The sequence below is a fragment of the Caballeronia humi genome (genome assembly GCF_001544475.1).
GTDB classification, from domain to species: Bacteria; Pseudomonadota; Gammaproteobacteria; order Burkholderiales; family Burkholderiaceae; genus Caballeronia; species Caballeronia humi.
Window position 1 is genome coordinate 1 of the sequence record NZ_FCNW02000046.1, and the last position, 20,168, is coordinate 20,168.

At 63.2% G+C, this 20,168-nt stretch carries 18 protein-coding genes and 1 pseudogene; 12 read left to right on the forward strand and 7 right to left on the reverse strand.

What is annotated here, in order from left to right:
- From AWB65_RS37115 to AWB65_RS27425, 4 genes are all read left to right on the forward strand, one after another.
- Window positions 1-368 (forward strand): T6SS immunity protein Tli3 family protein (locus AWB65_RS37115; RefSeq protein WP_445344298.1); only part of this gene is annotated, 368 nt, incomplete at its 5' end.
- Window positions 365-628, forward strand: coding sequence for a PAAR domain-containing protein (locus AWB65_RS27415; protein WP_087670157.1), 264 nt, complete (start codon window positions 365-367; stop codon window positions 626-628). The genes AWB65_RS37115 and AWB65_RS27415, both read left to right, overlap by 4 nt.
- On the forward strand, window positions 625-2,043 hold the full coding sequence (locus AWB65_RS27420; protein ID WP_087670158.1) for a KPHS_23130 family T6SS system protein: 1,419 nt from the start codon (window positions 625-627) through the stop codon (window positions 2,041-2,043). The genes AWB65_RS27415 and AWB65_RS27420 overlap by 4 nt, the downstream gene beginning before the upstream one ends.
- 215 nt (window positions 2,044-2,258) lie before the next feature.
- Window positions 2,259-2,471, forward strand: coding sequence for a hypothetical protein (locus tag AWB65_RS27425; protein WP_087670159.1), 213 nt, complete (start codon window positions 2,259-2,261; stop codon window positions 2,469-2,471).
- A 437-nt stretch (window positions 2,472-2,908) separates the two neighbouring features.
- Here the strand turns inward: AWB65_RS27425 and garD are convergent, their stop codons facing one another.
- The gene (gene garD / locus AWB65_RS27430; RefSeq protein ID WP_087670160.1) at window positions 2,909-4,495 is read right to left on the reverse strand and encodes a galactarate dehydratase; all 1,587 of its coding nucleotides are present in this window, start codon (window positions 4,493-4,495) and stop codon (window positions 2,909-2,911) included.
- A gap of 208 nt (window positions 4,496-4,703) precedes the next feature.
- On the opposite strand from garD, the gene kdgD reads away from it, so the two are divergent.
- From kdgD to AWB65_RS27455, 5 genes and pseudogenes are all read left to right on the forward strand, one after another.
- On the forward strand, window positions 4,704-5,621 hold the full coding sequence (gene kdgD / locus AWB65_RS27435) for a 5-dehydro-4-deoxyglucarate dehydratase (RefSeq protein WP_087658859.1): 918 nt from the start codon (window positions 4,704-4,706) through the stop codon (window positions 5,619-5,621).
- A gap of 64 nt (window positions 5,622-5,685) precedes the next feature.
- Complete coding sequence (locus AWB65_RS27440) at window positions 5,686-7,053, forward strand: MFS transporter (RefSeq protein ID WP_087670161.1); 1,368 nt, start codon at window positions 5,686-5,688, stop codon at window positions 7,051-7,053.
- Between the two features lie 148 nt (window positions 7,054-7,201).
- Window positions 7,202-7,942, forward strand: a complete 741-nt coding sequence (locus AWB65_RS27445) for a FadR/GntR family transcriptional regulator (RefSeq protein ID WP_087670162.1) — start codon at window positions 7,202-7,204, stop codon at window positions 7,940-7,942.
- Window positions 7,943-7,998: 56 nt separating this feature from the next.
- Window positions 7,999-8,901, forward strand: a pseudogene (locus AWB65_RS27450) (2-hydroxy-3-oxopropionate reductase); the annotation flags it as partial.
- 430 nt (window positions 8,902-9,331) lie between these two features.
- Entirely contained in the window at window positions 9,332-10,819 is a 1,488-nt protein-coding gene (locus AWB65_RS27455) for an MDR family MFS transporter (RefSeq protein ID WP_235007791.1), read from the forward strand.
- 124 nt (window positions 10,820-10,943) lie between these two features.
- Here the strand turns inward: AWB65_RS27455 and AWB65_RS27460 are convergent, their stop codons facing one another.
- Window positions 10,944-11,657, reverse strand: coding sequence for a DUF899 family protein (locus tag AWB65_RS27460; protein WP_087670165.1), 714 nt, complete (start codon window positions 11,655-11,657; stop codon window positions 10,944-10,946).
- A 149-nt stretch (window positions 11,658-11,806) separates the two neighbouring features.
- Between AWB65_RS27460 and AWB65_RS27465 the strand changes: the two genes are divergently transcribed.
- Complete coding sequence (locus AWB65_RS27465; RefSeq protein ID WP_087670166.1) at window positions 11,807-12,025, forward strand: hypothetical protein; 219 nt, start codon at window positions 11,807-11,809, stop codon at window positions 12,023-12,025.
- 12 nt (window positions 12,026-12,037) lie between these two features.
- On the opposite strand, the gene AWB65_RS27470 is transcribed toward AWB65_RS27465, so the two are convergent.
- From AWB65_RS27470 to AWB65_RS27485, 4 genes are all read right to left on the reverse strand, one after another.
- Window positions 12,038-12,991, reverse strand: coding sequence for an amidohydrolase family protein (locus tag AWB65_RS27470; protein WP_087670167.1), 954 nt, complete (start codon window positions 12,989-12,991; stop codon window positions 12,038-12,040).
- Window positions 12,992-12,995: 4 nt separating this feature from the next.
- Window positions 12,996-13,997: a 4-hydroxythreonine-4-phosphate dehydrogenase PdxA gene (locus AWB65_RS27475; RefSeq protein WP_087670168.1), complete on the reverse strand. Its 1,002-nt coding sequence runs from the start codon at window positions 13,995-13,997 to the stop codon at window positions 12,996-12,998.
- A 21-nt stretch (window positions 13,998-14,018) separates the two neighbouring features.
- Window positions 14,019-15,317 (reverse strand): MFS transporter, encoded by a 1,299-nt coding sequence (locus tag AWB65_RS27480; protein WP_087670169.1) that lies wholly within the window; start codon window positions 15,315-15,317, stop codon window positions 14,019-14,021.
- Between the two features lie 149 nt (window positions 15,318-15,466).
- Window positions 15,467-16,642, reverse strand: a complete 1,176-nt coding sequence (locus AWB65_RS27485) for an L-rhamnonate dehydratase (RefSeq protein WP_087670170.1) — start codon at window positions 16,640-16,642, stop codon at window positions 15,467-15,469.
- A gap of 208 nt (window positions 16,643-16,850) precedes the next feature.
- Here AWB65_RS27485 and AWB65_RS27490 point away from each other — a divergent pair, with 208 nt between their 5' ends.
- Complete coding sequence (locus AWB65_RS27490; RefSeq protein WP_087670171.1) at window positions 16,851-17,774, forward strand: LysR family transcriptional regulator; 924 nt, start codon at window positions 16,851-16,853, stop codon at window positions 17,772-17,774.
- Window positions 17,775-17,780: 6 nt separating this feature from the next.
- Here the strand turns inward: AWB65_RS27490 and AWB65_RS27495 are convergent, their stop codons facing one another.
- The gene (locus AWB65_RS27495; protein ID WP_143281814.1) at window positions 17,781-19,097 is read right to left on the reverse strand and encodes an MFS transporter; all 1,317 of its coding nucleotides are present in this window, start codon (window positions 19,095-19,097) and stop codon (window positions 17,781-17,783) included.
- Window positions 19,098-19,318: 221 nt separating this feature from the next.
- Between AWB65_RS27495 and nadE the strand changes: the two genes are divergently transcribed.
- Window positions 19,319-20,158 (forward strand): NAD(+) synthase, encoded by an 840-nt coding sequence (gene nadE / locus AWB65_RS27500; RefSeq protein ID WP_087670196.1) that lies wholly within the window; start codon window positions 19,319-19,321, stop codon window positions 20,156-20,158.
- Window positions 20,159-20,168 lie beyond the last annotated feature (10 nt).

Below are 20,168 nucleotides of genomic sequence, written 5' to 3' on the forward strand. Positions count from 1 at the left end.
AACGCGCGTGCAGTGACCGTGGCTGCTCAATTTCGCTGATCTATTCGACCGACAGCGGACGGACGTTTCATGGAATGGTGTACATGAAGACCTTCGATCCATTCAACAGGTCGAAGAACTATACGGTGGCCGTAACCAATGACCGATTTTACTTGGCAGAGCAAATACAAGATGACGCATACGTCTTGGAATATCCGCTTGTCCAAGGTATCGACCTGAATCGACCGTACCCACCCGGTGTTCGTGGTAGCAGCTTTACAGCTTCCCGAAAACCTACTTATATGTCAGGACTTCGTTCCCCCTCCGGCCAAGAGCGCTTCACCTGCGACGCCTCCATTCGCCCATCCAACCCACCTAAACCCCAATGACCCAACGACCCGTTTGTATCGGCGACTCGACCACGCACGGCGGCAAGGTGATCGAAGCCACCTCGACGTTCTCGCTGGACGGAAAAAAGGTCGCGCTCGAAGGCGATCTCGTATCCTGTCCCGAGCACGGCACTAACCCGATCATCGAAGGCGGAAGCGGCTACATCGAGAACGGCCGCGCGCTGGTGGTGCACCACTGCCGCACGCAGTGCGGAAGCCTCGTCATCGCACGGAATAACGTCGGAATGACGATTGCATGAGCCTGTCGTGGAAGACGCCCGACATACCGGAGCGCGAGCACGGCAAGCCACCGTCCATATGGTTGAGTGTCGTCGCTTTCATCGTTACCCTGGCCGCGGGAATCGTCCTCATGGTGCTGACATGGGAGCCCGGCAAGTCCACCATCTCAGGGCCGTTCTTCGTGCAACTGTTAATACTGCTGCTGATATGGGGTACGGCGTGCGCCTTGATTTATGTCAGTTACGAGATTTGGATCGATGAGGTTGACCGGTGGAATTACCTGTGCAAACTGTCACGCGCTCACTGGCGGTACTGGGCGCAGGCACACCTGTCGATGGTCGGCAGCATCGCGCTGACGCCCGAGGCAGAACTGGCCGAACGCCTGCTGGGCCTCGAAGGCAGCGCACCGGTGAACTTAGGCAAAGCCCTGGCACTGCCTGCCGCCGCGGCGGCTACCGAGCAATCGCGAATTGAATTCGTTCTTGAGCAACTGATGACGCCGTTTGCCGGATATTTGTCCCGCTTCGCAGGCGTCCACACGTTCCATATCGTTTTGCAATCCGGCAGCGAGCAGGATGAGTCGGAACTGCGTGCGGTGCTGCAAAAACTGAAGTTGCGCAACCTTGACCTCGTGAAGGTTCTACGAACCGAGCCGGAAACAGAGCAGGCCATGTTCGAGCAGTGGCTGTCGGGCAAAAGCATGCCCGATTTCTGTCTGCTGCTCGGTTGCCAGTTGCACGAGGAAGGAAAAGAGCCGTCGTGGTCCGAAGCAGCGGTCGGCATCCTGTTTGCGTCCGCTGCGATGCTTACGCGGTACGCAGACAAGCTGAAGCTCCAGGCAAGATTGTTCCGGCCGATATCGTCGGCCTCCGATTCAGTGAACGACTCGCTGAACACGCTGCTGGCGGCCGTACAGACGCCAACGGAGCGGATCAAGCATCTCTGGCTGAGTCGTCTGCCCCGGCAGGCGCACCACGCGACACTTGCCGCGCTCAAGGATGCCGGGCTGGAACTCCCGGCACACGACGTCGATCGTGCAATCGGAAAGCCGGGGCCTGTGAATTCGCTGTTGCTGCAAGCCCTCGCCGCGGAGATGGTGCAGCACGGCCAAGGCACGCAACTGGTTGCTTTACCAGACTCGGAGGGCGTCATGCTCAATCTCGTTGGAGTCCAGGCCGCTCTGATTCCAAAGGTCGAACCGGCCTACTTCGGACGCCTCAGTCTGTCGGTTTCAGTCGGCGCGAGCTGCAGCTTCGTAGCGCTGCTCTTCTTGCTGGACGCTGTCGGTGCGGGCAGTGGATGGTTCTGGTGCGTGCTTGTCGGTTTTGTGCTGTTGATCCCCATCCAGTTTGGCGTCTCGATACTGAAGCGGCGCCTCGTGGAGGATGATTTCTACCAGCGCCTGCATGCTCAAACGACGCAGACGAGCACATGAGGGCCCGTCAGATTTGAAGCCGAGTCCTGACTGGTGTTCCGGCTGATCGACCCAACATTGCGCCTGATCTGGGCCGGCATGTTGTTATCAACCGCTTGGGCGTTGGGCGTCGATTGGCTGGCGGCACTCGACACCGGATTGCCCATCGTTCTGCAGGCAGGATTGGTCATGCTGGGCGCGCTTCTCGGCGAGATCGGCGCAGAATTGAGCCACCAGTGGCGCATTTACACGTTCGCAAGCTGGATGTCGAGGATGCGTCGACGGATTTTGCCTCGATCGCGGAGCGGCCACAAACGATGCCAATGCGTGGAAATGGTATCGCCAGCAAGGTTCGCCTTGGCGCATCGATCCCAATCGCGTGCGACCCCATGTGTGTGGTGGTGGCGCTGGCACGACTGGAGGAGATCAAACGGGCGTTTCGCGACTGAGGCGAGCGCAACGACGCCTTGAGATCGAACGCGTTCGATCGGCGTGTTGCATTCTCGATGTACAGAAAATGATTGGATTCCAGCCAACCGATCCGATCGTCGATGACAATTCGGCCTCAGGAGACGCCGAATCAAGCCGACAGTTACCTCACTCAACGAGATGCGGTACGTCTACGAAGCGGTAATGCGCACTGGGTGCGCATTTGCCGCCGGTTTGCCTCACATGTGCCTCAAAAGCGAAGAAGAAACTTTCTTCACTTGAAGATCAAATCGTGGAAAGTCTGTAGACAAAGGCTGACATGCGACGGTCTTTGCTTGCACTGTCCTGTTCGGGACGACTCACGTTCCTTAAACAGCATTTCGCTGGCGTCTTGAGGACCTAAGCCTGTTCGATACGCTTACCTCTTAAGCGCATCGAACGGTGCAGTTCAAAACGCTCAGGTCACCGGCGCCGGATTAAACAAAACCAGCGCATTGTGCAGCTTCAACTTCTCTGCACAAGTCTGCTTGCGTCCGCTCGCGACTTCGAGCATCAGCCTGAACAATTCCCAGCCCACATCTTCGATGGAAGACTCGCCGGTTGCGATCGTCCCGGCGTTGATGTCCATCAGATCGTGCCAGCGCCGCGCGAGATCGGAGCGCGTCGCGACCTTGATCACCGGCACTTCAGCGAGGCTGTAAGGCGTGCCGCGACCGGTCGTAAAAACATGAAGGTTGATCCCCGCCGCCACTTGCAGCGTGCCGCAAATAAAATCGCTGGCGGGCGTGGCCGCGTAAATCAGCCCCTTCTGCCTGACCTTCTCCCCCGGCGACAACACGCCCGAAATCGCCGAATTGCCCGACTTGATGATCGACCCCATCGCCTTCTCGACGATGTTCGACAGTCCGCCCTTCTTGTTTCCCGGCGTCGTGTTGGCGCTGCGATCGGCGCTGCCGCGCTTCAGGTAATCGTCATACCACTGCATCTCGCGGATGATCGCCGCCGCCACGTCCGGATTCGCGGCACGGCTCGTCAACTGATCAACACCATCACGCACTTCCGTGACCTCGGAAAACATCACGGTCGCGCCCGCACGCACGAGCAGATCGGTGGCAAAGCCCACCGCCGGATTCGCCGTCAGCCCGGAAAACGCATCGCTGCCGCCGCACTGCACACCGATCACGAGATCGGATGCCGGACACGTCTCGCGACGGCGGTTGTTCAATCGTCTGAGGTGATGCTCGGCCATCTTCATGATCGACTCGATCATCGACTGGAAGCCGACGTGCTCTTCGTCCTGCAGCACGACGACATCGCCGTTCGCATCCGCGCCGGAATCGCCGATATCGGCGACGTCGTCCGCGGCGGTGGTCGCGATCGGGATCGTGCCGGGCGGCATCAGGCGTTCGGGCTGCAACTTCTCGCAGCCGAGGCTCACCATCATCACCTCGCCGCCGAAGTTCGGATTCAGGCTGATGTTGCGCACGGTGCGGATCGGGACCATCGCGTCGGGCGCGTCGATCGCGACGCCGCAGCCGTACGTGTGGCCGAGACTCACGACATCGTCGACATTCGGAAAGCGCGGCAGCAACTCGCTCTTGATGCGCGCGACCGCGTGCTGCACGACGTCGGCGACGCACTGCACGGTCGTCGTGATCGCGAGGATGTTGCGCGAGCCGACCGTGCCGTCCGCGTTGCGATAGCCCTCGAACGTGAAGCCTTCAAGCGGCGGCATCTCGGGCGGTTTGACGGTTGCAATCGGCAAGCCTTCCAGTCCCGGCGGGCTCGGCATGCGTATCACATGCTCGTTGATCCAGCTTCCCTTCGGCAGATTCTTGAGCGCGTAACCGATCACCACGTTATAGCGGATGACTTCGTCGCCCTCGGCGAGATCCGTCAGCGCAACCTTGTGCCCCTGCGGCACGCGCTCGCGCAGCACCAGGCCGTCGGCGAACGTCGCGCCTTCGGGCAGCCCGCCGTCGTTGACGACGATCGCGACGTTGTCCTGCGGGTGAACGCGAATGTAAAGAGGAGACTGTTCCATGTGACCGGTCCTTGATTGTTCGTCCGACAGCTTTGCCATGTCGTTATCATACGTCATCCTACAACCACGCGTTTTGCGATCGACGTAAGCATTTACCCTTAAAACGCGGCTCAAACCTATATTCACGGTTGTACGAGTCGATTGTACGTTGTACGATGACGTATCAGATAAGCACCCTATTCACCCCGCCGCACTTGGACATTCAACCATGACGACACCGCAAGAACTCAAGCAAATCGTTTCCGAAGGCCTGCTTTCCTTCCCGATCACCGATTTCGACGCCAACGGCGATTTCCGCGCTGACACTTATGCCGAACGTCTCGAATGGCTCGCACCCTACGGCGCGACTGCGCTGTTCGCGGCAGGCGGCACGGGCGAATTCTTCTCGCTGACGAAGAGCGACTACTCGAACGTGATCCGCACGGCGACCGAAACCTGCAAGGGCAAGGTGCCGATCCTGGCGGGCGCGGGCGGTCCGACGCGCGTCGCAATCGAATATGCGAAGGAAGCCGAACGCCTGGGCGCGAACGGCATCCTGCTGATGCCGCATTACCTGACCGAAGCGTCGCAGGAAGGCATCGCGGCGCACGCGGAAGAGGTTTGCAAGGCGGTGCCGAACATCGGCGTGATCATCTACAACCGCGCGAATTCGAAGCTCAACGCGGACATGCTGGAACGCCTCGCCGACCGGTGCCCGAACCTGATCGGCTTCAAGGACGGCGTGGGTGAGATCGAATCGATGGTCACGATCCGCCGCCGTCTGGGCGACCGCTTCTCGTACCTCGGCGGCCTGCCGACCGCGGAAGTCTACGCAGCGGCCTACAAGGCGCTGGGCGTGCCGGTGTATTCGTCGGCGGTGTTCAACTTCATCCCGAAAACGGCGATGGACTTCTACCGCGCGATCGCCGCCGACGACCACGCGACCGTCGGCAAGCTGATCGACGAGTTCTTCCTGCCGTATCTCGCGATCCGCAATCGCCGCGCGGGCTACGCGGTTTCTATCGTGAAAGCGGGCGCGAAGCTCGTCGGCCACGATGCGGGCCCGGTGCGTGCCCCGCTGACCGACCTGAACGACGAAGAACTGGCGCAACTCGACGTGCTCATCAAGAAGCTCGGCGCCCAGTAAGTAGTCAAGCGGCGCCGGCATCCGCCGTCGCCGCGCATCACGATTTTTCGGAGACAAACCCGCCATGCAGACGACCCACGTTGCCAGCGCCGCCGGCGTAGCGAAACGCACCAGCGTTCGCTACTCGATCCTGCTGATGATCTTCCTCATCACGACGTTCAACTACGCGGACCGCGCGACGCTCTCGGTGACGGGCTCCGCGATGCGCGGCGAGTTCGGCTTCGACGCGATCAAGATGGGCTACATCTTCTCCGCGTTCAGCTGGGCGTACGTGCTCTCGCAACTGCCGGCGGGCTGGCTCCTCGACCGCTTCGGCGCGCGCCGCGTCTACGCGGCGAGCATTTTCCTGTGGTCGCTCTTCACGCTGCTGCAAAGCGCAATCGGCCTCGCGGGCAGCGCGGCGGCGGCGGTCGTCACGCTATTCGTGCTGCGCTTTTTGATGGGCGCGGCTGAATCGCCTGCGTTTCCGGCGAACGCGAAGGTTGTCGCGAGCTGGTTTCCGACGGCCGAGCGCGGTACGGCATCGGCGATCTTCAACTCGGCGCAGTATTTCGCGGCCGTCGTGTTCACGCCGCTGATGGCGTGGGTCACGCACCGCTTCGGCTGGCATCAGGTCTACATCATGATGGGCGTCGCGGGGCTGCTGCTCGCGCTGACGTGGCTCAAGGTGATGAAGAACCCCGCCGATCATCCGCGCGTGAACAAGGCGGAACTCGATCACATCGAACAGGGCGGCGGCGTCATTACGGCGAAGAAATCGGCGTTTCCGTCGGCGACGGCGGAACCGCGCAGCACCGCGAGCTGGTCGCTCGTGCGCCAGTTGCTCGGCAACCGCATGCTGCTCGGCGTCTATCTCGCGCAGTACTGCATCAACGTGCTGACGTATTTCTTCCTCACGTGGTTCCCGATCTATCTCGTGCAGGCGCGCGGCATGACGATTCTGCAAGCCGGCCTGATCGCCTCACTGCCGGCGATCTGCGGCTTCACGGGCGGCGTGCTCGGCGGCGTGATCTCGGACGGACTGATCCGGCGCGGCTTTTCGCTCACCGTCGCGCGCAAGCTGCCGATCGTCTGCGGGATGCTGCTGTCGTCGTGCATTATCGGCTGCAATTATGTTTCGACCGACTGGATCGTCGTCGCGCTGATGTCGCTCGCGTTCTTCGGCAAGGGCATCGGCGCGCTCGGCTGGGCCGTGGTCGCCGATACGTCGCCGAAGGAAGCCATCGGCCTCTCGGGATCGATCTTCAACATGTTCGGCAACGTCGCGGGCATCGTGACGCCGATCGTCATCGGCTATCTCGTCGCGACGAGCGGCGGCTCGTTCAACGGCGCGCTCGTCTTCGTCGGCATCAATGCGCTGCTCACGGTCTTCAGTTACCTCGTGATCGTGAAGGACATCAAGCGCGTCGAACTCCGTCCGGTGGCGCAGTGAACGGAACGTGTCTGATGACTTACGACTGTCCGCGCCGCGCGCCAATCGAGGCGTGCTCCACGGGCAAATCCGGGTCCGGGCAGTCGTCAGACAACGCTATAATGAATCGATCGATCTCGCCGCAATCACCGATTCAAGGAGCGTTCTGATGGCTGCCCAATTCACCGTCGCCGCACCGCGCCGCGCTCGCAATCTCGCGGAGTCCGTCGTGACTTTCGTGAAGGAGCAGATCGCGGCGGATGCGCTCAAGCCCGGCGACAAGTTGCCGACCGAATCGGAACTGATGGTCGGGCTCGGCGTGAGCCGCACTGTTGTGCGCGAGGGCATTTCGCGGCTGCAGGCAAGCGAAGTGATCGAGACGCGCCACGGCATCGGCAGTTTCGTGCTGGAGCCGCGCCGCGAAAAGCTCGGCATCGAGATGGTGCCTGCCACCACGCTACGCGACGTGCTTTCCGTGCTCGAACTGCGCATCAGCCTCGAAACCGAGAGCGCCGGACTCGCCGCGCAGCGCGCGAAACCTGAAGACCTCGCGCGCATGCGCCAGGCGCTCAACGCGATCGAGCAGACCAGCCGCATGGGTGGCGACAGCGTCGCGGCCGATTTGCAATTTCACATCTCGGTCGCAAAGGCGACCGGCAACCGCTATTTCGTCGATATTCTCACGCAGATGGGCAGCGCACTGATTCCGCGCAACCGCATCGATTCGGCCGGCATCGCGCATTCGGACCCGAAGGCGTATGTCGCGCTCGTCAATCTGGAACACGAAAGCATTCTCGACGCGATCTCGCGCCACGACGCCGAAGGCGCGCGCGCCGCGATGCGCATGCATCTGTCGAATAGCCGTGAGCGTCTGCGCCGCGCGAACGAGCTGACCGAAGCAAAAACCTAAGCGAAGACGCAAGCGCGCCCTTTCGCGCGACGGCCCCGGCGCCACCCCTTTATCAGGAGAAACACATGCAAAAGGCAGGATTCATCGGACTCGGGATCATGGGCAAGCCCATGGCGGCCAACCTTCGCAAGAACGGCGTCGAGCTGGCGGCGTTCACCCGCAGCGGCGTGCCCGACGAGCTCACGAAAGAAGGCGTGGTCGCCTGCGACAGCCCGGCGGCGGTCGCGTCGCAAGCGGACGTGATCTTCATCATGGTGCCGGACACGCCGGACGTCGAGCGCGTGCTGTTCGGCGAAAACGGCGTCGCGGAGAACCTGCGCGCGGGGCAGATCGTCGTCGACATGAGCTCGATTTCGCCGATGGCCACGCGCGACTTCGCGGCGCGCGTGCGCGAGCGCGGCGCGGAATACATGGATGCGCCCGTGTCCGGCGGCGAAGTCGGCGCGAAAGCCGGGTCGCTCACGATCATGGTCGGCGGCTCGCAGGCGAGCTTCGACACCGTCAAACCGCTTTTCGACATGATGGGCAAGAACATCTCGCTGATCGGCGAAGTCGGCGCGGGGCAAGTGTGCAAGGTGGCGAACCAGGTGATCGTCGCGGCGACCATCGAGGCGGTCGGCGAGGCGCTGTTGCTGGCGTCGAAAGCGGGCGTCGATGCCGAGAAGGTGCGCACGGCACTGATGGGCGGCTTCGCGTCGTCGCGGATTCTCGAAGTGCACGGCGAGCGCATGACCAAGCGCACGTTCAACCCGGGATTCCGGATCGAGTTGCATCAGAAGGACTTGAATCTCGCGCTTGCGACGGCGCAGGCGCTCGGCGTGTCGCTGCCGAATACGGCGACGTGTCAGCAGCTCTTTAACGCGTGCTCGGCGAACGGCGGCAAGGCGTGGGATCACTCGGCGATGGTCCGTGCGCTCGAAATTATGGCGAATCATGAGATCGGGCAGGAAGCCAAGTAAGCTTTCTGCTCGGTTGCGGCAGAGCGAGCCCCTGTTGGTCGGTGACCTGCGGGGGTTTTTTTCGTCGGCGGCCCTTCGCGCTGCCTCGAAAAAGACTCCACTCGGACGACGCCTCTCGAAATCTGACCCGAGGCACTCGAAATCGGCTCATTTTTCTACCAGAAATCGGCAAATTATCGAAATACGTTAACCGGACTCGAAATTTAATAACAATTCCCTGTTTTCGACCGAATTCATCGAAATCCGTTAACTCGCGCTCGCCTCCAAGGCACAGCGAGCCGGTTTTATAACCCGGGTGTAACATTCCAGCCCTGCAACGTCCCCGGCCGATGCATCGATCACGCGCTCGAGTCCTCAAAGCGCATCGCAACGATGATCCTGCGCGGCCACCTCCTCGCCGCCGAATCACTCGAATCAACGCACGAGAAACATGACGCCCACCCAACCTGCTTCAAAACGCGCCTTCGTCATTGCCGCAGTCATGGCTTCGATGGCGATGGTCGCCATCGAAGCGACCATCGTCTCCACCGCGATGCCGCAAATCGTCTCGCAGATCGGCGACATCCATCTCTATAGCTGGGTCTTTTCGTCGTTCCTGCTCGCGCAGACGGCGATGACCGTCATCTTCGGCAAGCTCGCCGACCTCTACGGCCGCAAGCCGATCATCCTGTGCGGCATCGCGATCTTCCTCGTCGGCTCGGTGCTCGCGGGCTTCGCCTGGTCGATGCCCGCGATGATCGCGTTCCGGCTGATCCAGGGCATCGGCGCAGGCGCGATCCAGCCAGTGACGCTGACGATCGTCGCGGACCTCTATCCGGCACGCGAGCGCGGCAAGGTGCAGGGGTATCTCGCGAGCGTCTGGGCGATCTCCGCCGTGCTCGGGCCGATGGTCGGCGGCATGATCATCCACCAGTGGTCGTGGGCGTGGATCTTCTGGCTGAACGTGCCGATCGGGCTCGCGTCGGCGGCAGGCTTCATCGTGTATCTGCGCGAAGCGCCGCGCAGCGCGCGGCCGTCGATCGACGCCCTCGGCGCGATCCTCTTCACCGTGGCGATCGGCGCGTTCATGACGTCGCTGACATATTGGGGCACGTCGAACGGCGAGGAAGCGGCGTTGTCCGGCATTGCGTGCGTCGTTTTCGCGGTGCTCTTCGTGCTGCAGGAACGGCGCGCCCGCGAGCCGATGATCTCGTTCGGCCTGTGGAGCCGCCGGCCAATCGCGGCGGCAAACGCGGCGACGGTGGCGAGCGGGATGGTCTTGATGGGCGCGACGACCTTCCTGCCGATGTATGTGCAGGGCGTGCTCGGCCGATCGCCCGTGATCGCGGGCCTCGCGCTCACGATGATGATGGTCGGCTGGCCGACCGGCGCGACGATCGCCGCGCGCTCATTCCATCGCTTCGGGCTGCGGTCGATTCTCGTCGCGGGGAGCGTGTTCGTGCCGCTCGGTGTGCTGTTCTTCGCGCTCCTGACGCCGCATTCGTCGCCAGTGCTGGCCGGGCTCGGCTCGCTGGTAGCGGGGTTCGGCATGGGGTTATCGAGCGTGAGTTCGCTCGTGCTGATACAGGAAATCGTCGATACGGATCAGCGCGGCAGCGCCACGGCATCGAACCTGTTTTCGCGCAATCTCGGCAGCACGCTCGGCGCGACGGCGTTCGGCGCGGCGCTCAATTACGGCCTGAGCCATTCGACGCTCAGCAAGGCCATCACGTCCGAGCAACTGCGCCAGCTTCTCGACGCGCGGCGGCTCGCGGAAGTCAGCGAGCCCGTCGTGCGACTGGTGCTGCATGAGTCGCTGCACCTCACGTTCTGGGCGATGCTGGCAATTGCAGTGCTGATCGTGCTGTTCTCGACGTTCGTGCCGCACGTCGCGCTCGGGCGCGGCCCGGCGCCTGCGCTGAAGCCGGTCAAAGAGTAAGCCTGCTTTCTCGAAGCGGTGGTCGCACCGCCGGGCGCGTCCCCCTACGCGCCTGTGTCGATCGCGGCTTGACCTGCCGCATGCGAAACGCGCGGCGTAAGACCGCGGTTCGAACGCTCATTCGCTACGCTCCGTATTCCAGCCTTGGATACCAGTCCGTGCCGCGTCCGCCGGGCGTCATGTCGAGCACGGTCCATAGCGGCATCGCGTCGGGCGCGCCGCGCGGGTCCTGGCCGGGATCGGCGGTCTCCGGTCCCATCTCGTCGCCCCAGGTGTGACGCACCACCCCGCTCGATCGAACGAAGACATTGAAGCCTGCATTGTCGCCGTGCTCGGGGTCTTCGCCGGCGTAGTCGCGGTTGAACGTGTTGCCGCCCGACGAGTACAGCCGCAGGAATCGCCAGCCGCGCTCCTTCTTGAACGCGGCGAGGCGCTCGATCGGCGATCGCGCGATCACGGCGAACGCCACGCGCTGAAGGATATCGGGCATCTCGCCGTCGAGCGACGCGAGAAACGATGTACACATCGGGCACGACCGCTGGCGCTGCGGGCCGAACATCCAGTTGTAGGTGACGAGCGTGTCATGCTCGCCGAACATGTGCGACAGCGTCACGGGGCCGCTTTCGCTTTCGAACCGGTAATCCTGCGGCACCTCGCCGCCCGGCGGCAACGCGCGGCGCAATTCGGCCACGCGCTCGATATGGCGCCGCAATTCGATTTCCTCTGCGAGCAGCGCATTGCGCGCCGTGCGGTACTGCGGGCTTTCGCCGGGGAAGCGGCGTGGCGACTGCGCCAGTTGTTCGGCGGGAATCAACTGCTGCGGGTTAGCGGATGGCATCGATCGTCTCCTTGCTCGGTGAAAGGAAAACTGCGCACCTTTCACGACGATCGGAACGCCCGCAAATCGACAGCGCCGCCCCGCTTTTTAAACATCGTGCGGGAGTAGAATTTGCTGATCAAAGCCCGTGCCACGACGCCCCTACCCCGATGAAACCGACTTCCGACAACGAGCGACCTCCCTGGCGTCCTTCCCCGCTGCTGCTCAATGTGCTCACCGCGCTCATCGGCATCGTCACGTTGCTGGCGGGGATCGGCTGGCTCGTCTATACGTGGATCGTCCACCTCGAAGTGCCTTATTTCGCGATACCGCTCGTCTTGACCGTGCCGGTGATCGCGGCGGTGGCGTTCCGCAATTGCTGGGACTAGCTTCCGGCCGCCTCAGATGCGATACAACGCGCTTGCGTTGTCGTGAAAGAGCGCGAGCCGCTCGCGTGCCGGGCGGTCCGCCACCATCGCCTTGAAGCCGCCGAAGAGTTCATCCAGCGTCACGACGACGCTATCCACTGGGAAATTACTCGCGAACATGCTGCGCTCCCAGCCGAAGATGGCGAGCGCATCGCGCACCACCGGCACGTTGCGCTCGACGCTCCAGCGCACACCAGCTTCGCCCAAGCCCGATATCTTCAGCCAGACGTTCGGACACGCAGCCAAGGTCTCGAGCCCTGCGCGCCAGCCCGCGAGCCCTTCGTCGCTGCGATCGGCGGGCAGTCCCGTATGGTTCACGATCATCGCGACATCGGGAAAATCTCGCGCCAGTTCCGCCGCTTCGCCGAAGTGCCACCACGGCGCTTGCAACTCGAACATCAGGCCGCTTTGCTCAAGCAGTGCATAGCCGCTGCGCCATCGCTCGCAACGCATCGAACCCGGCGCCGCGAACGATGCCGTGTGCTCGCTTCGCGGCATCGTCTTCGGTTTGTGGCGAACGCTGCGCACGAGCGCCATCGACTTGAACGCGTCGAGCACACCTTTGACATCGTCGCGATCGAGCCACACCTGCCCGACGATCGCGTTCGGAAAACCGCTGCGCTCGCTGAGCGCTGAAGCCCAGCGCGCTTCGCCGGGCGGATCGCGCGGGTCCCACTCGCCTTCCATCATCACCGTCTTCACCACGCGATGCGCGCCCGCCTGCGCGAAGTAATCCTCCGGCAGAAAATCGCGGCAAATCGATTCGTAATCGCCGTAGCGAAACGCGATGCGCGGACGGTCGCACAGCCACGGGTGATAGTTCTGCCGCAAATCCCAGAAGTGATGATGGGCATCGACGATCGGCAAATCCGCATCGTCGCCGGTGGCGAGAAAGCGCTCGCGCAGCGCGTCGATCGGCGCTTGCATGGCGTCAGCGCAGCCGGGCAAGCGCCATCTGCGTCACGATGTCGAACGCCTTTTGCGTCGCGCCGACGTCCGCGCGGCCCTCTCCGTGGATATCGAACGCGGTGCCGTGCGCGGGCGTTGCGATCGGCACGGGCAAGCCGCCGTGCACCGTCACGCCGCGCCAGAACCCCATCAGCTTCATCGCGATCTGGCCTTGATCGTGATACATCGTGACGACGCCGTCGAACGCCTTCTGGTCGCGTGCGCGCACGAAGATCGTATCGGCGGGGAATGGGCCCAGCGCGTCGTAGCCGAGCTTCTGCGCTTCCTCGACCGCCGGCGCGATCACGTCGATTTCCTCGCGACCGAACGCGCCGTTGTCGCCGTTGTGCGGATTGAAGCCGCAGACCGCGATGCGCGGCTTCGCGTTGCCCGCGCGCTTCAGGCCGTCGTGGATCAGCCGCACCGCGCCGATGATCCGCTCGGGCGTGAGTCTCGCGCTGACGTCCTTCAACGCGATGTGCGAAGTGACGCGCGAGGTCCACAGTTCATCGAGCACGTTGAATTCGCAGAAGCTGCCGTCGTAGCCGAGTTGCCGCGCGAACCATTCCATCTCGTCGCCGGTTTCCATCCCGGCCATGTGCAGCGACGTCTTGTTGACCGGCGCGAAGAGCATCGCTTGTGTGCGGTTGGCCTGGGTCAGCGCGAGCGCCTCCTTGAACGCTTCGAGGCTGTAGCGCCCGCCGCGTTCGGTCGATGCCGCGCGCTCATAGGGCGCGTCGTCGGGCAGGCGGAAGTCGATGAGCGAGGGGACGTCGCTATCAGTCGCGGCGGCGTTTTCGTCATCGACGACGGTGTAATCGAAACGATCTCCCGCGATCTCCATGCCGCGATCGAGTTCGCGCCGGTCGCCGATGATCAGCAGATCGGCGCGCGCACGATTCTCGGGCCGCGCGAGAAGCCGCGCGATCAGTTCGGGGCCGATGCCGGCCGGGTCGCCGAGGAGGACTGCAATGCGTGGTTTCATCGTATTTGCCTTGATTCGAATTCAGTGGGTGCGGCGCAGATCGATCGCGATCGAGCCGACGATATAAACGAGCGCGCAGGCGCTGTAAAACTGCAGGACGACATCGAACGAGCCGGTGCGCTGCAGGATGAAGCCGGTAATCAGCGGAATCGAAATCCCGCCGATACTGCCCGCACAGTTCATGCACGCGCCGAGCAATCCGACGCGCCGCGGACTCGCGAGCAGCGAAGGGAGGCTCCAGTAGAGGCTGCCCCACATCAGCACGAACGCGGCGCCGCATAGCACCGCGACGGCCATGACCGCCGACGTGATCGACGGCAACGTCCAGAATACGGCAAGCGTCGTGAGGCCGGAGACGGTGATCATGCCCTTCACCACCTTGCCGCGCGAGAAGCCGTGGTTGCAGAGCGCATCGCAGAGGAAGCCGCCCGCGAGCGAACCGAGCGCGCCCGAAAGAAAGATGAAGAACGTCGACGTGCCGATTTGCTGAAGACTCAGGCCGCGCGCCTGCGTCAAGTAGCTCGGTCCCCACGTGAGCAGGCCGAAGAAGATCATCGCCCAGCTCATGCGGCCGACGCACATCGCGACCGCCGAGCGCACCGGAAACGCGGGTTCATCGATGTCGCCGCCAGCGCTGGCACTCGCAAGCGACGGCGCCCCTCCGCGAATATGGTCCAGCTCCGCCGCGTTCACGCCGGGGTGCTTCGCCGGATCGTCGCGCAGATAGCGCCACGCGAGCCAGCCACACGCGATCGTCGCGAGCCCGGCTGCGATGAACGCCATGCGCCACGAGCCGAAAATCAGGATCAGGTTCGAGATCGCGAGGCCGCCGATCGCCGCGCCGAGCGGCGAGCCCGCGTCCATCAACACGGCGCCGCGCGCCCGCTCGTGACGCGAGAGCCACAGTGCGTTGAGCTTGCTGCCGGCCGGAAAGAGCGGTGCTTCCGCGCCGCCAAGCCCGACGCGCAGGAACAGCATCGAGAGGCCGCCGGACGCGAAGCCGAGCAGCGTCTGGAACAGGCCCCACAGCACGGTCGCGGCCGCCACGACACGACGCGGCCCGAAGCGGTCGATCAGCCAGCCGCCCGGGATCTGCAACAGCGCATACGACCAGAAGAAGCTGGACAGAACGAGGCCCTGCATCGCCGGCGAAAGCGCGAACTCTTTCGCGATGGTGGGCATCGCGATCGAGAGCGAGATACGGTCGACGAGATTCACCAGCGTGATGAGGAACACCACGCCGAAGATGCGCCATCGCACGCTGGTCGCCTGTTCGGCGTGGACGGCGGGTGCGGCGCGTGCCTCGATTTGGGTTTGCATGACTGTCTCCGGTGTCGGCCACAGTTGGCGCTTTAGCGCTTACTGTGGCCCCATGCAGAGCATGTCGACGAGAGTTGGCGCTTCAGCGCCTTACTCTCGTCCCATGCAAGATGGTTGCTGGTTATCGTGTTGTACGTACAGCAAAGTCTCTATTCGATGATGTCGAAGTCGGCGAGATGCTTGTCGGACAGCGTGATGCCGAGTCCCGGCGTCTCGTCCGAGAGTTGCAGGTAGCCGTTCTCCGGCTGCGGCTCGCCGTCGAAGATGTAGTAGAAAAGCTCGTTGCCCACTTCGACATCGAACACCGGGAAGAACTCGGACATCGGACTCGCCGTGCTCGCCATCGTCAGGTGATAGTTGTGCATCTGGCCCGCGTGCGGGATCACCGGCACCGACCACGCCTCGGCCATCGCGTTGATCTTGCGCGCCGCCGTGATGCCGCCGACGCGGTTCGTGTCGTACTGGATCACGTCCACCGCGCGGCGTTCGAGCAGGTCCTTGAAGCCGTAGCTCGTGTACTCGTGCTCGCCGCCCGACACCGGGATGATGTTCATCTTCTTCAGTTCCTGATAACCCTCGACGTCATCGCCGATCACGGGCTCCTCGATCCAGCGCGGATTGAACTCAGCGAGACGCGGCAACATGCGGCGCGCGTATTCGAGCGTCCAGCCCATGTAGCACTCAAGCATGATGTCGATGTCATCGCCCGCGAGTTCGCGCAACAGGCGCACCTGTTCGAGGTTCTTCGCCATGCCCTTCGGGCCGTCCTTCGGACCGTAGCCGAAGCGCATCTTCATGGCGGTGAAGCCCTGGTCGAGATAGCCTTGCGCCTCGCCCAGGAACGCGTCGCGGTCGTCGTTGTTGTAGAGCTTCGACGCGTAGCACCAGATCTTCTCTTTCGTGCGGCCGCCGAGCAGCTTGAACACCGGCTTCTTCGCGGCCTTGCCCATAATGTCCCAAAGCGCGATATCGACCGCCGAGATCGCCGCCATGCCGATGCCCTTGCGACCCCATGCGAGCGTACGGCGATACATCTTCTGCCAGATGTATTCGTTGTCGAACGGGTCTTCACCGATCGCGATCGGCGCCAGGTATTCGTCGACGATCTGCTTCGCGATGCGCGGCGCGAGCGCGCAATTGCCGATGCCGATCGTGCCGTCGTCGCATTCGATTTCGACGACGAGCCAGCCGTGAAAGCGGAACGATCCCATAGCGTCGCCACGCTCGTAGAGGATATCGACGGCATTCGTGCAAAAGTGCGCCTGCGGAGGCACGACCTTGCCTTTCCATTCATAGACGCGTGTGCGGACGTGCTTGATCTTCATGTTCGTTCTCTCCTCGGTGATGGGCGATATGCGTGTGGGAGCGCTGCGCACAGGCTCGCGCGGGTGAATTGCATGACGTTGTCTCCTGCTTGCAGGCTATCCCTGGCGGGAGCCGTGCGTCGTTTTGATAGCTCGTAGTGTGCGAAAATATGCGATAACTGACCATTGAATAATTCGAATCGCTCTATTCCCTGGAGTTATCGCTCGAATGATCGCGCCCGCCTCAAGCATCCGCAAACGCCTGCGCCTGCGCCATCTGCAATTGATGGTCGCGCTCTCCGAAACCGAATCGCTCAGAAGCGCCGCCGACGAACTCGCGATGACGCAGCCCGCCGCGACAAAAGCCCTGAAGGAACTGGAAGATACGGTCGGCGTGTCGCTCTTCGTGCGGCACGCGCGCGGCATGGAGCCGACCATCTACGGCGAGGCGGTGATGCGCTATGCGCGCGTCGTGTTCGAGGACCTCGACGAACTGCGCGAGGAGCTTGCGGCGATCGAAGCGGGCGATATCGGCAAGGTGCGCATCGGCGCGGTGATGGCGCCGGCGCCGGATCTGCTGACGCGGGTGATCGTCGGACTGAAGGAGGCGCATCCGCGCTTGCAGATCAGCGTGCAGATCGATACGAGCGACGTGCTCGTGCAGGCGTTGCAGCAGGATCAGCTGGATATCGTGGTCGGACGCATTCCGTATGGGTTTCCCGCGCTCGATCTGAGCTTCGAGACGTTGTCGGAGGAGGCGCTGTCGATCGTCGCGCGGCCGGATCATCCGGTGGCAGGCGCTGCCGCGCGGCCGAAACTGGCTGACCTCGCGCAGTATCCGTGGATCGTGCAGCCGCATCCGAGCCCGATGCGGCAGGTCATCGATCAGACCTTTCGCGAGTCGCGCGTCGCGCCGCCGGTGAGCACGGTCGAAACCTCGTCGATTCTCACCACGCTCTCGCTTCTGCGCGACTCGGACATGCTCGCCGTGCTGCCGAGTTCGGTCGCGCAGTACTACGCGGCGCTCGATACGATCGTGTCGCTGCCCACGCCGCTGCGCGGGCGGCTCGCGCCCTACGGGCTGATCCTGCGCAAGAACCGCCGGATCACGCCGGCGACGCAACTCGTCATCGACGCGATACGGGCGGCTTGAAACACATCAATGGCCGAGCCGTTCTGCGAGTTCCAGGTCCGGCTCGCGCGCGACCTCTGTCGATCCGATCCCCGGATCGAGCGGAATATCCGGCCGCATGAAAAACGTCATCCCGATGCCGATCGCGAGCAGGCCGAGCGACCCGGCGAACGGCAGCGTCCAGCTTCCCGTGTGATCGACGACGAAGCCGAACACGATCGGCGAGAAGATGCCCGCGATGGCCGATCCCGCATTGACGAGCCCGCTTGCGATGCCGACGTGCTTCGGCGTGACGTCCATCGGCACGGCCCAGATCGGGCCGATCGTCATCTCGAGGAAGAAGAACGACAGGCTCATCGACGCCGCCATGATCGGGAGCGACTTCACGAACATCACCGGCGCGAGGAACACGAGCGCGCCGAGGAACGCGACGATGATCATGTTGCGCCGCGCCTTCACCACGCTGCCTGTGCGCCTGAGGATGCGGTCGCTCAGCACGCCGCCCGCCGTATTGCCGACCACGCCCGAGAGAAACACGCCCGCTGAAAACAGCGCCGAACTCTTGAGGTCGAGGCCGCGTCCGTGCATGAAGAAGGTCGGCAGCCACGTGAAGAACAGCCAGCCGGTCCAGCCATAGCAAAAGTAGACGATCATCGTCGGCCCGATGCGCTTGATGAGCCGCTTCCACGGCGTCGGCTCGCGCGTCTTTTCGATCACGACCTTGCCCGCGGGCGGCAACTCCGCTTCCTCATCGGCGGTCATGTGGCGATGCTTGCGCGGATTGTCGGCGAAGTACCACGCGTAGACGACGACCCACACCGCCGTCAGCACGCCGACGAGAATGAACGACGCGCGCCACGAGGCGAACGCGACGATCAGCGCAATCAGCGGCGGCGTGACTGCGTTGCCGAGCCGCGAGAACGAATGCGTGAGTCCCTGCACGAAGCCGCGCTTGCTCGCAGGGAACCAGTTCGTGAGCGCGCGCGCCTGCGCGGGCAGCGCCGCGCCTTCGCCGACGCCGAGCAGCATGCGCGCGCAGAACAGCGACACGACGCCGCCCGCGAAGCCCGTCGCCACCGTCGCGACGATCCAGATCGATGCGCAGACGGTCAGCGTCACCTTGGCGCCGAAGCGGTCGCTCACCCAGCCGCCGATCACCTGGCAGATCGCGTAGGTGTAGGCGAACGCCGCGAACACGAGGCCGACGTCGGTATTGGTGAGATGCAGGTCGTCGCGAATCAAGCCGGCCGCCGCCGAAAGATTCACGCGATCCAGGTACATGATGAACGACATCGCGCACATGATCGCGAGTATCGAACGGCTGACCTTCGGTCGATGGAACATCGTCTCCTCCTTGCGCCTCGGGGCGCTTGTTGATCTTCGTTCTGGTCATACGTCGTGGGGAAGGGACCGAAAATCCCGCTCCGTGGAGGCAAAGTCTCTTCAATTCAGCGATATCCGTCTATTGAATTTACTTGATGGGGCGATTCGCTGCGGTTATCGCTGCGCGCCAGATCGCGTCGCGGATTACCATGACGCATCGCGATATAAGTGAAGGGTTTGCCATGACTCCCACGTCCGAGAACCTTGCCCGACAGCGCGCGATCATCGAAGAACTGCGCGTCGCGCCTGATTTCGACGCCGAAATCGAACGCGAGCGCCGCGTGCGCTTCCTCGCCGATTACCTTGCCGCGCAAAACCTGCGCGCGTACGTGCTCGGCATCAGCGGCGGTGTCGATTCGAGCGCGGCGGGGCGGCTCGCGCAACTGGCCATCGAGCGGCTGCGCGCGGTCGGCTACGATGCGCGCTTCGTCGCGATGCGCCTGCCCTACGGCGAGCAGCGCGACGAAAGCGACGCGCAGCGCGCGCTCGCGTTCATCCGGCCGGATGAGACGCTCGTGGTCAACGTGAAGCCGGCGTCGGACGGCATGCTCGCTTCGCTGCTGGAAGGCGGTTTCTTTCCCGCCGATGATGCCCAGCAAGACTTCGTGCTCGGCAACATCAAGGCGCGCCAGCGGATGATCGCGCAATACGCGGCGGCTTCGGCGCGGCGAGGGTTGGTGATCGGCACGGATCACGCGGCGGAATCGGTGATGGGCTTTTTTACGAAGTTCGGCGATGGCGGCGCGGATCTCCTGCCGCTTTTCGGGCTGAACAAGCGGCGCGTGCGGGCGCTCGCCGCGCATATGGGCGCCGATGAAACGATATGGCGCAAGGTGCCGACCGCCGATCTCGAAACGCTCACGCCGCAAAAACCGGACGAGGACAGCTACGGCATCGCATACGAAGACATCGACGATTTTCTCGAAGGTAAGCCAGTCAGCGACGAGGTCTACGCGACGATCTTTCGCTTCTACGATTCGACGCGGCACAAGCGCGCCCTGCCGGTGATGATTTACGACTGAACGGCGTCTG

Excerpts from the sequence above, each read along its gene's own strand:
- AWB65_RS27445 (WP_087670162.1), top strand. The coding sequence starts at position 7,202 with ATGGCTGCCCAATTCACCGTCGCCGCACCGCGCCGCGCTCGCAATCTC.
- garD (WP_087670160.1), bottom strand. The coding sequence starts at position 4,495 with ATGGAACAGTCTCCTCTTTACATTCGCGTTCACCCGCAGGACAACGTC.
- AWB65_RS27485 (WP_087670170.1), bottom strand. The coding sequence starts at position 16,642 with ATGAAGATCAAGCACGTCCGCACACGCGTCTATGAATGGAAAGGCAAG.
- AWB65_RS27480 (WP_087670169.1), bottom strand. The coding sequence starts at position 15,317 with ATGCAAACCCAAATCGAGGCACGCGCCGCACCCGCCGTCCACGCCGAA.
- AWB65_RS27415 (WP_087670157.1), top strand. The coding sequence starts at position 365 with ATGACCCAACGACCCGTTTGTATCGGCGACTCGACCACGCACGGCGGC.
- AWB65_RS27420 (WP_087670158.1), top strand. The coding sequence starts at position 625 with ATGAGCCTGTCGTGGAAGACGCCCGACATACCGGAGCGCGAGCACGGC.
- AWB65_RS27475 (WP_087670168.1), bottom strand. The coding sequence starts at position 13,997 with ATGAAACCACGCATTGCAGTCCTCCTCGGCGACCCGGCCGGCATCGGC.
- AWB65_RS27460 (WP_087670165.1), bottom strand. The coding sequence starts at position 11,657 with ATGCCATCCGCTAACCCGCAGCAGTTGATTCCCGCCGAACAACTGGCG.
- AWB65_RS27490 (WP_087670171.1), top strand. The coding sequence starts at position 16,851 with ATGATCGCGCCCGCCTCAAGCATCCGCAAACGCCTGCGCCTGCGCCAT.
- kdgD (WP_087658859.1), top strand. The coding sequence starts at position 4,704 with ATGACGACACCGCAAGAACTCAAGCAAATCGTTTCCGAAGGCCTGCTT.
- AWB65_RS27465 (WP_087670166.1), top strand. The coding sequence starts at position 11,807 with ATGAAACCGACTTCCGACAACGAGCGACCTCCCTGGCGTCCTTCCCCG.
- AWB65_RS27495 (WP_143281814.1), bottom strand. The coding sequence starts at position 19,097 with ATGTTCCATCGACCGAAGGTCAGCCGTTCGATACTCGCGATCATGTGC.
- AWB65_RS27440 (WP_087670161.1), top strand. The coding sequence starts at position 5,686 with ATGCAGACGACCCACGTTGCCAGCGCCGCCGGCGTAGCGAAACGCACC.
- AWB65_RS27470 (WP_087670167.1), bottom strand. The coding sequence starts at position 12,991 with ATGCAAGCGCCGATCGACGCGCTGCGCGAGCGCTTTCTCGCCACCGGC.
- AWB65_RS27455 (WP_235007791.1), top strand. The coding sequence starts at position 9,332 with ATGACGCCCACCCAACCTGCTTCAAAACGCGCCTTCGTCATTGCCGCA.
- nadE (WP_087670196.1), top strand. The coding sequence starts at position 19,319 with ATGACTCCCACGTCCGAGAACCTTGCCCGACAGCGCGCGATCATCGAA.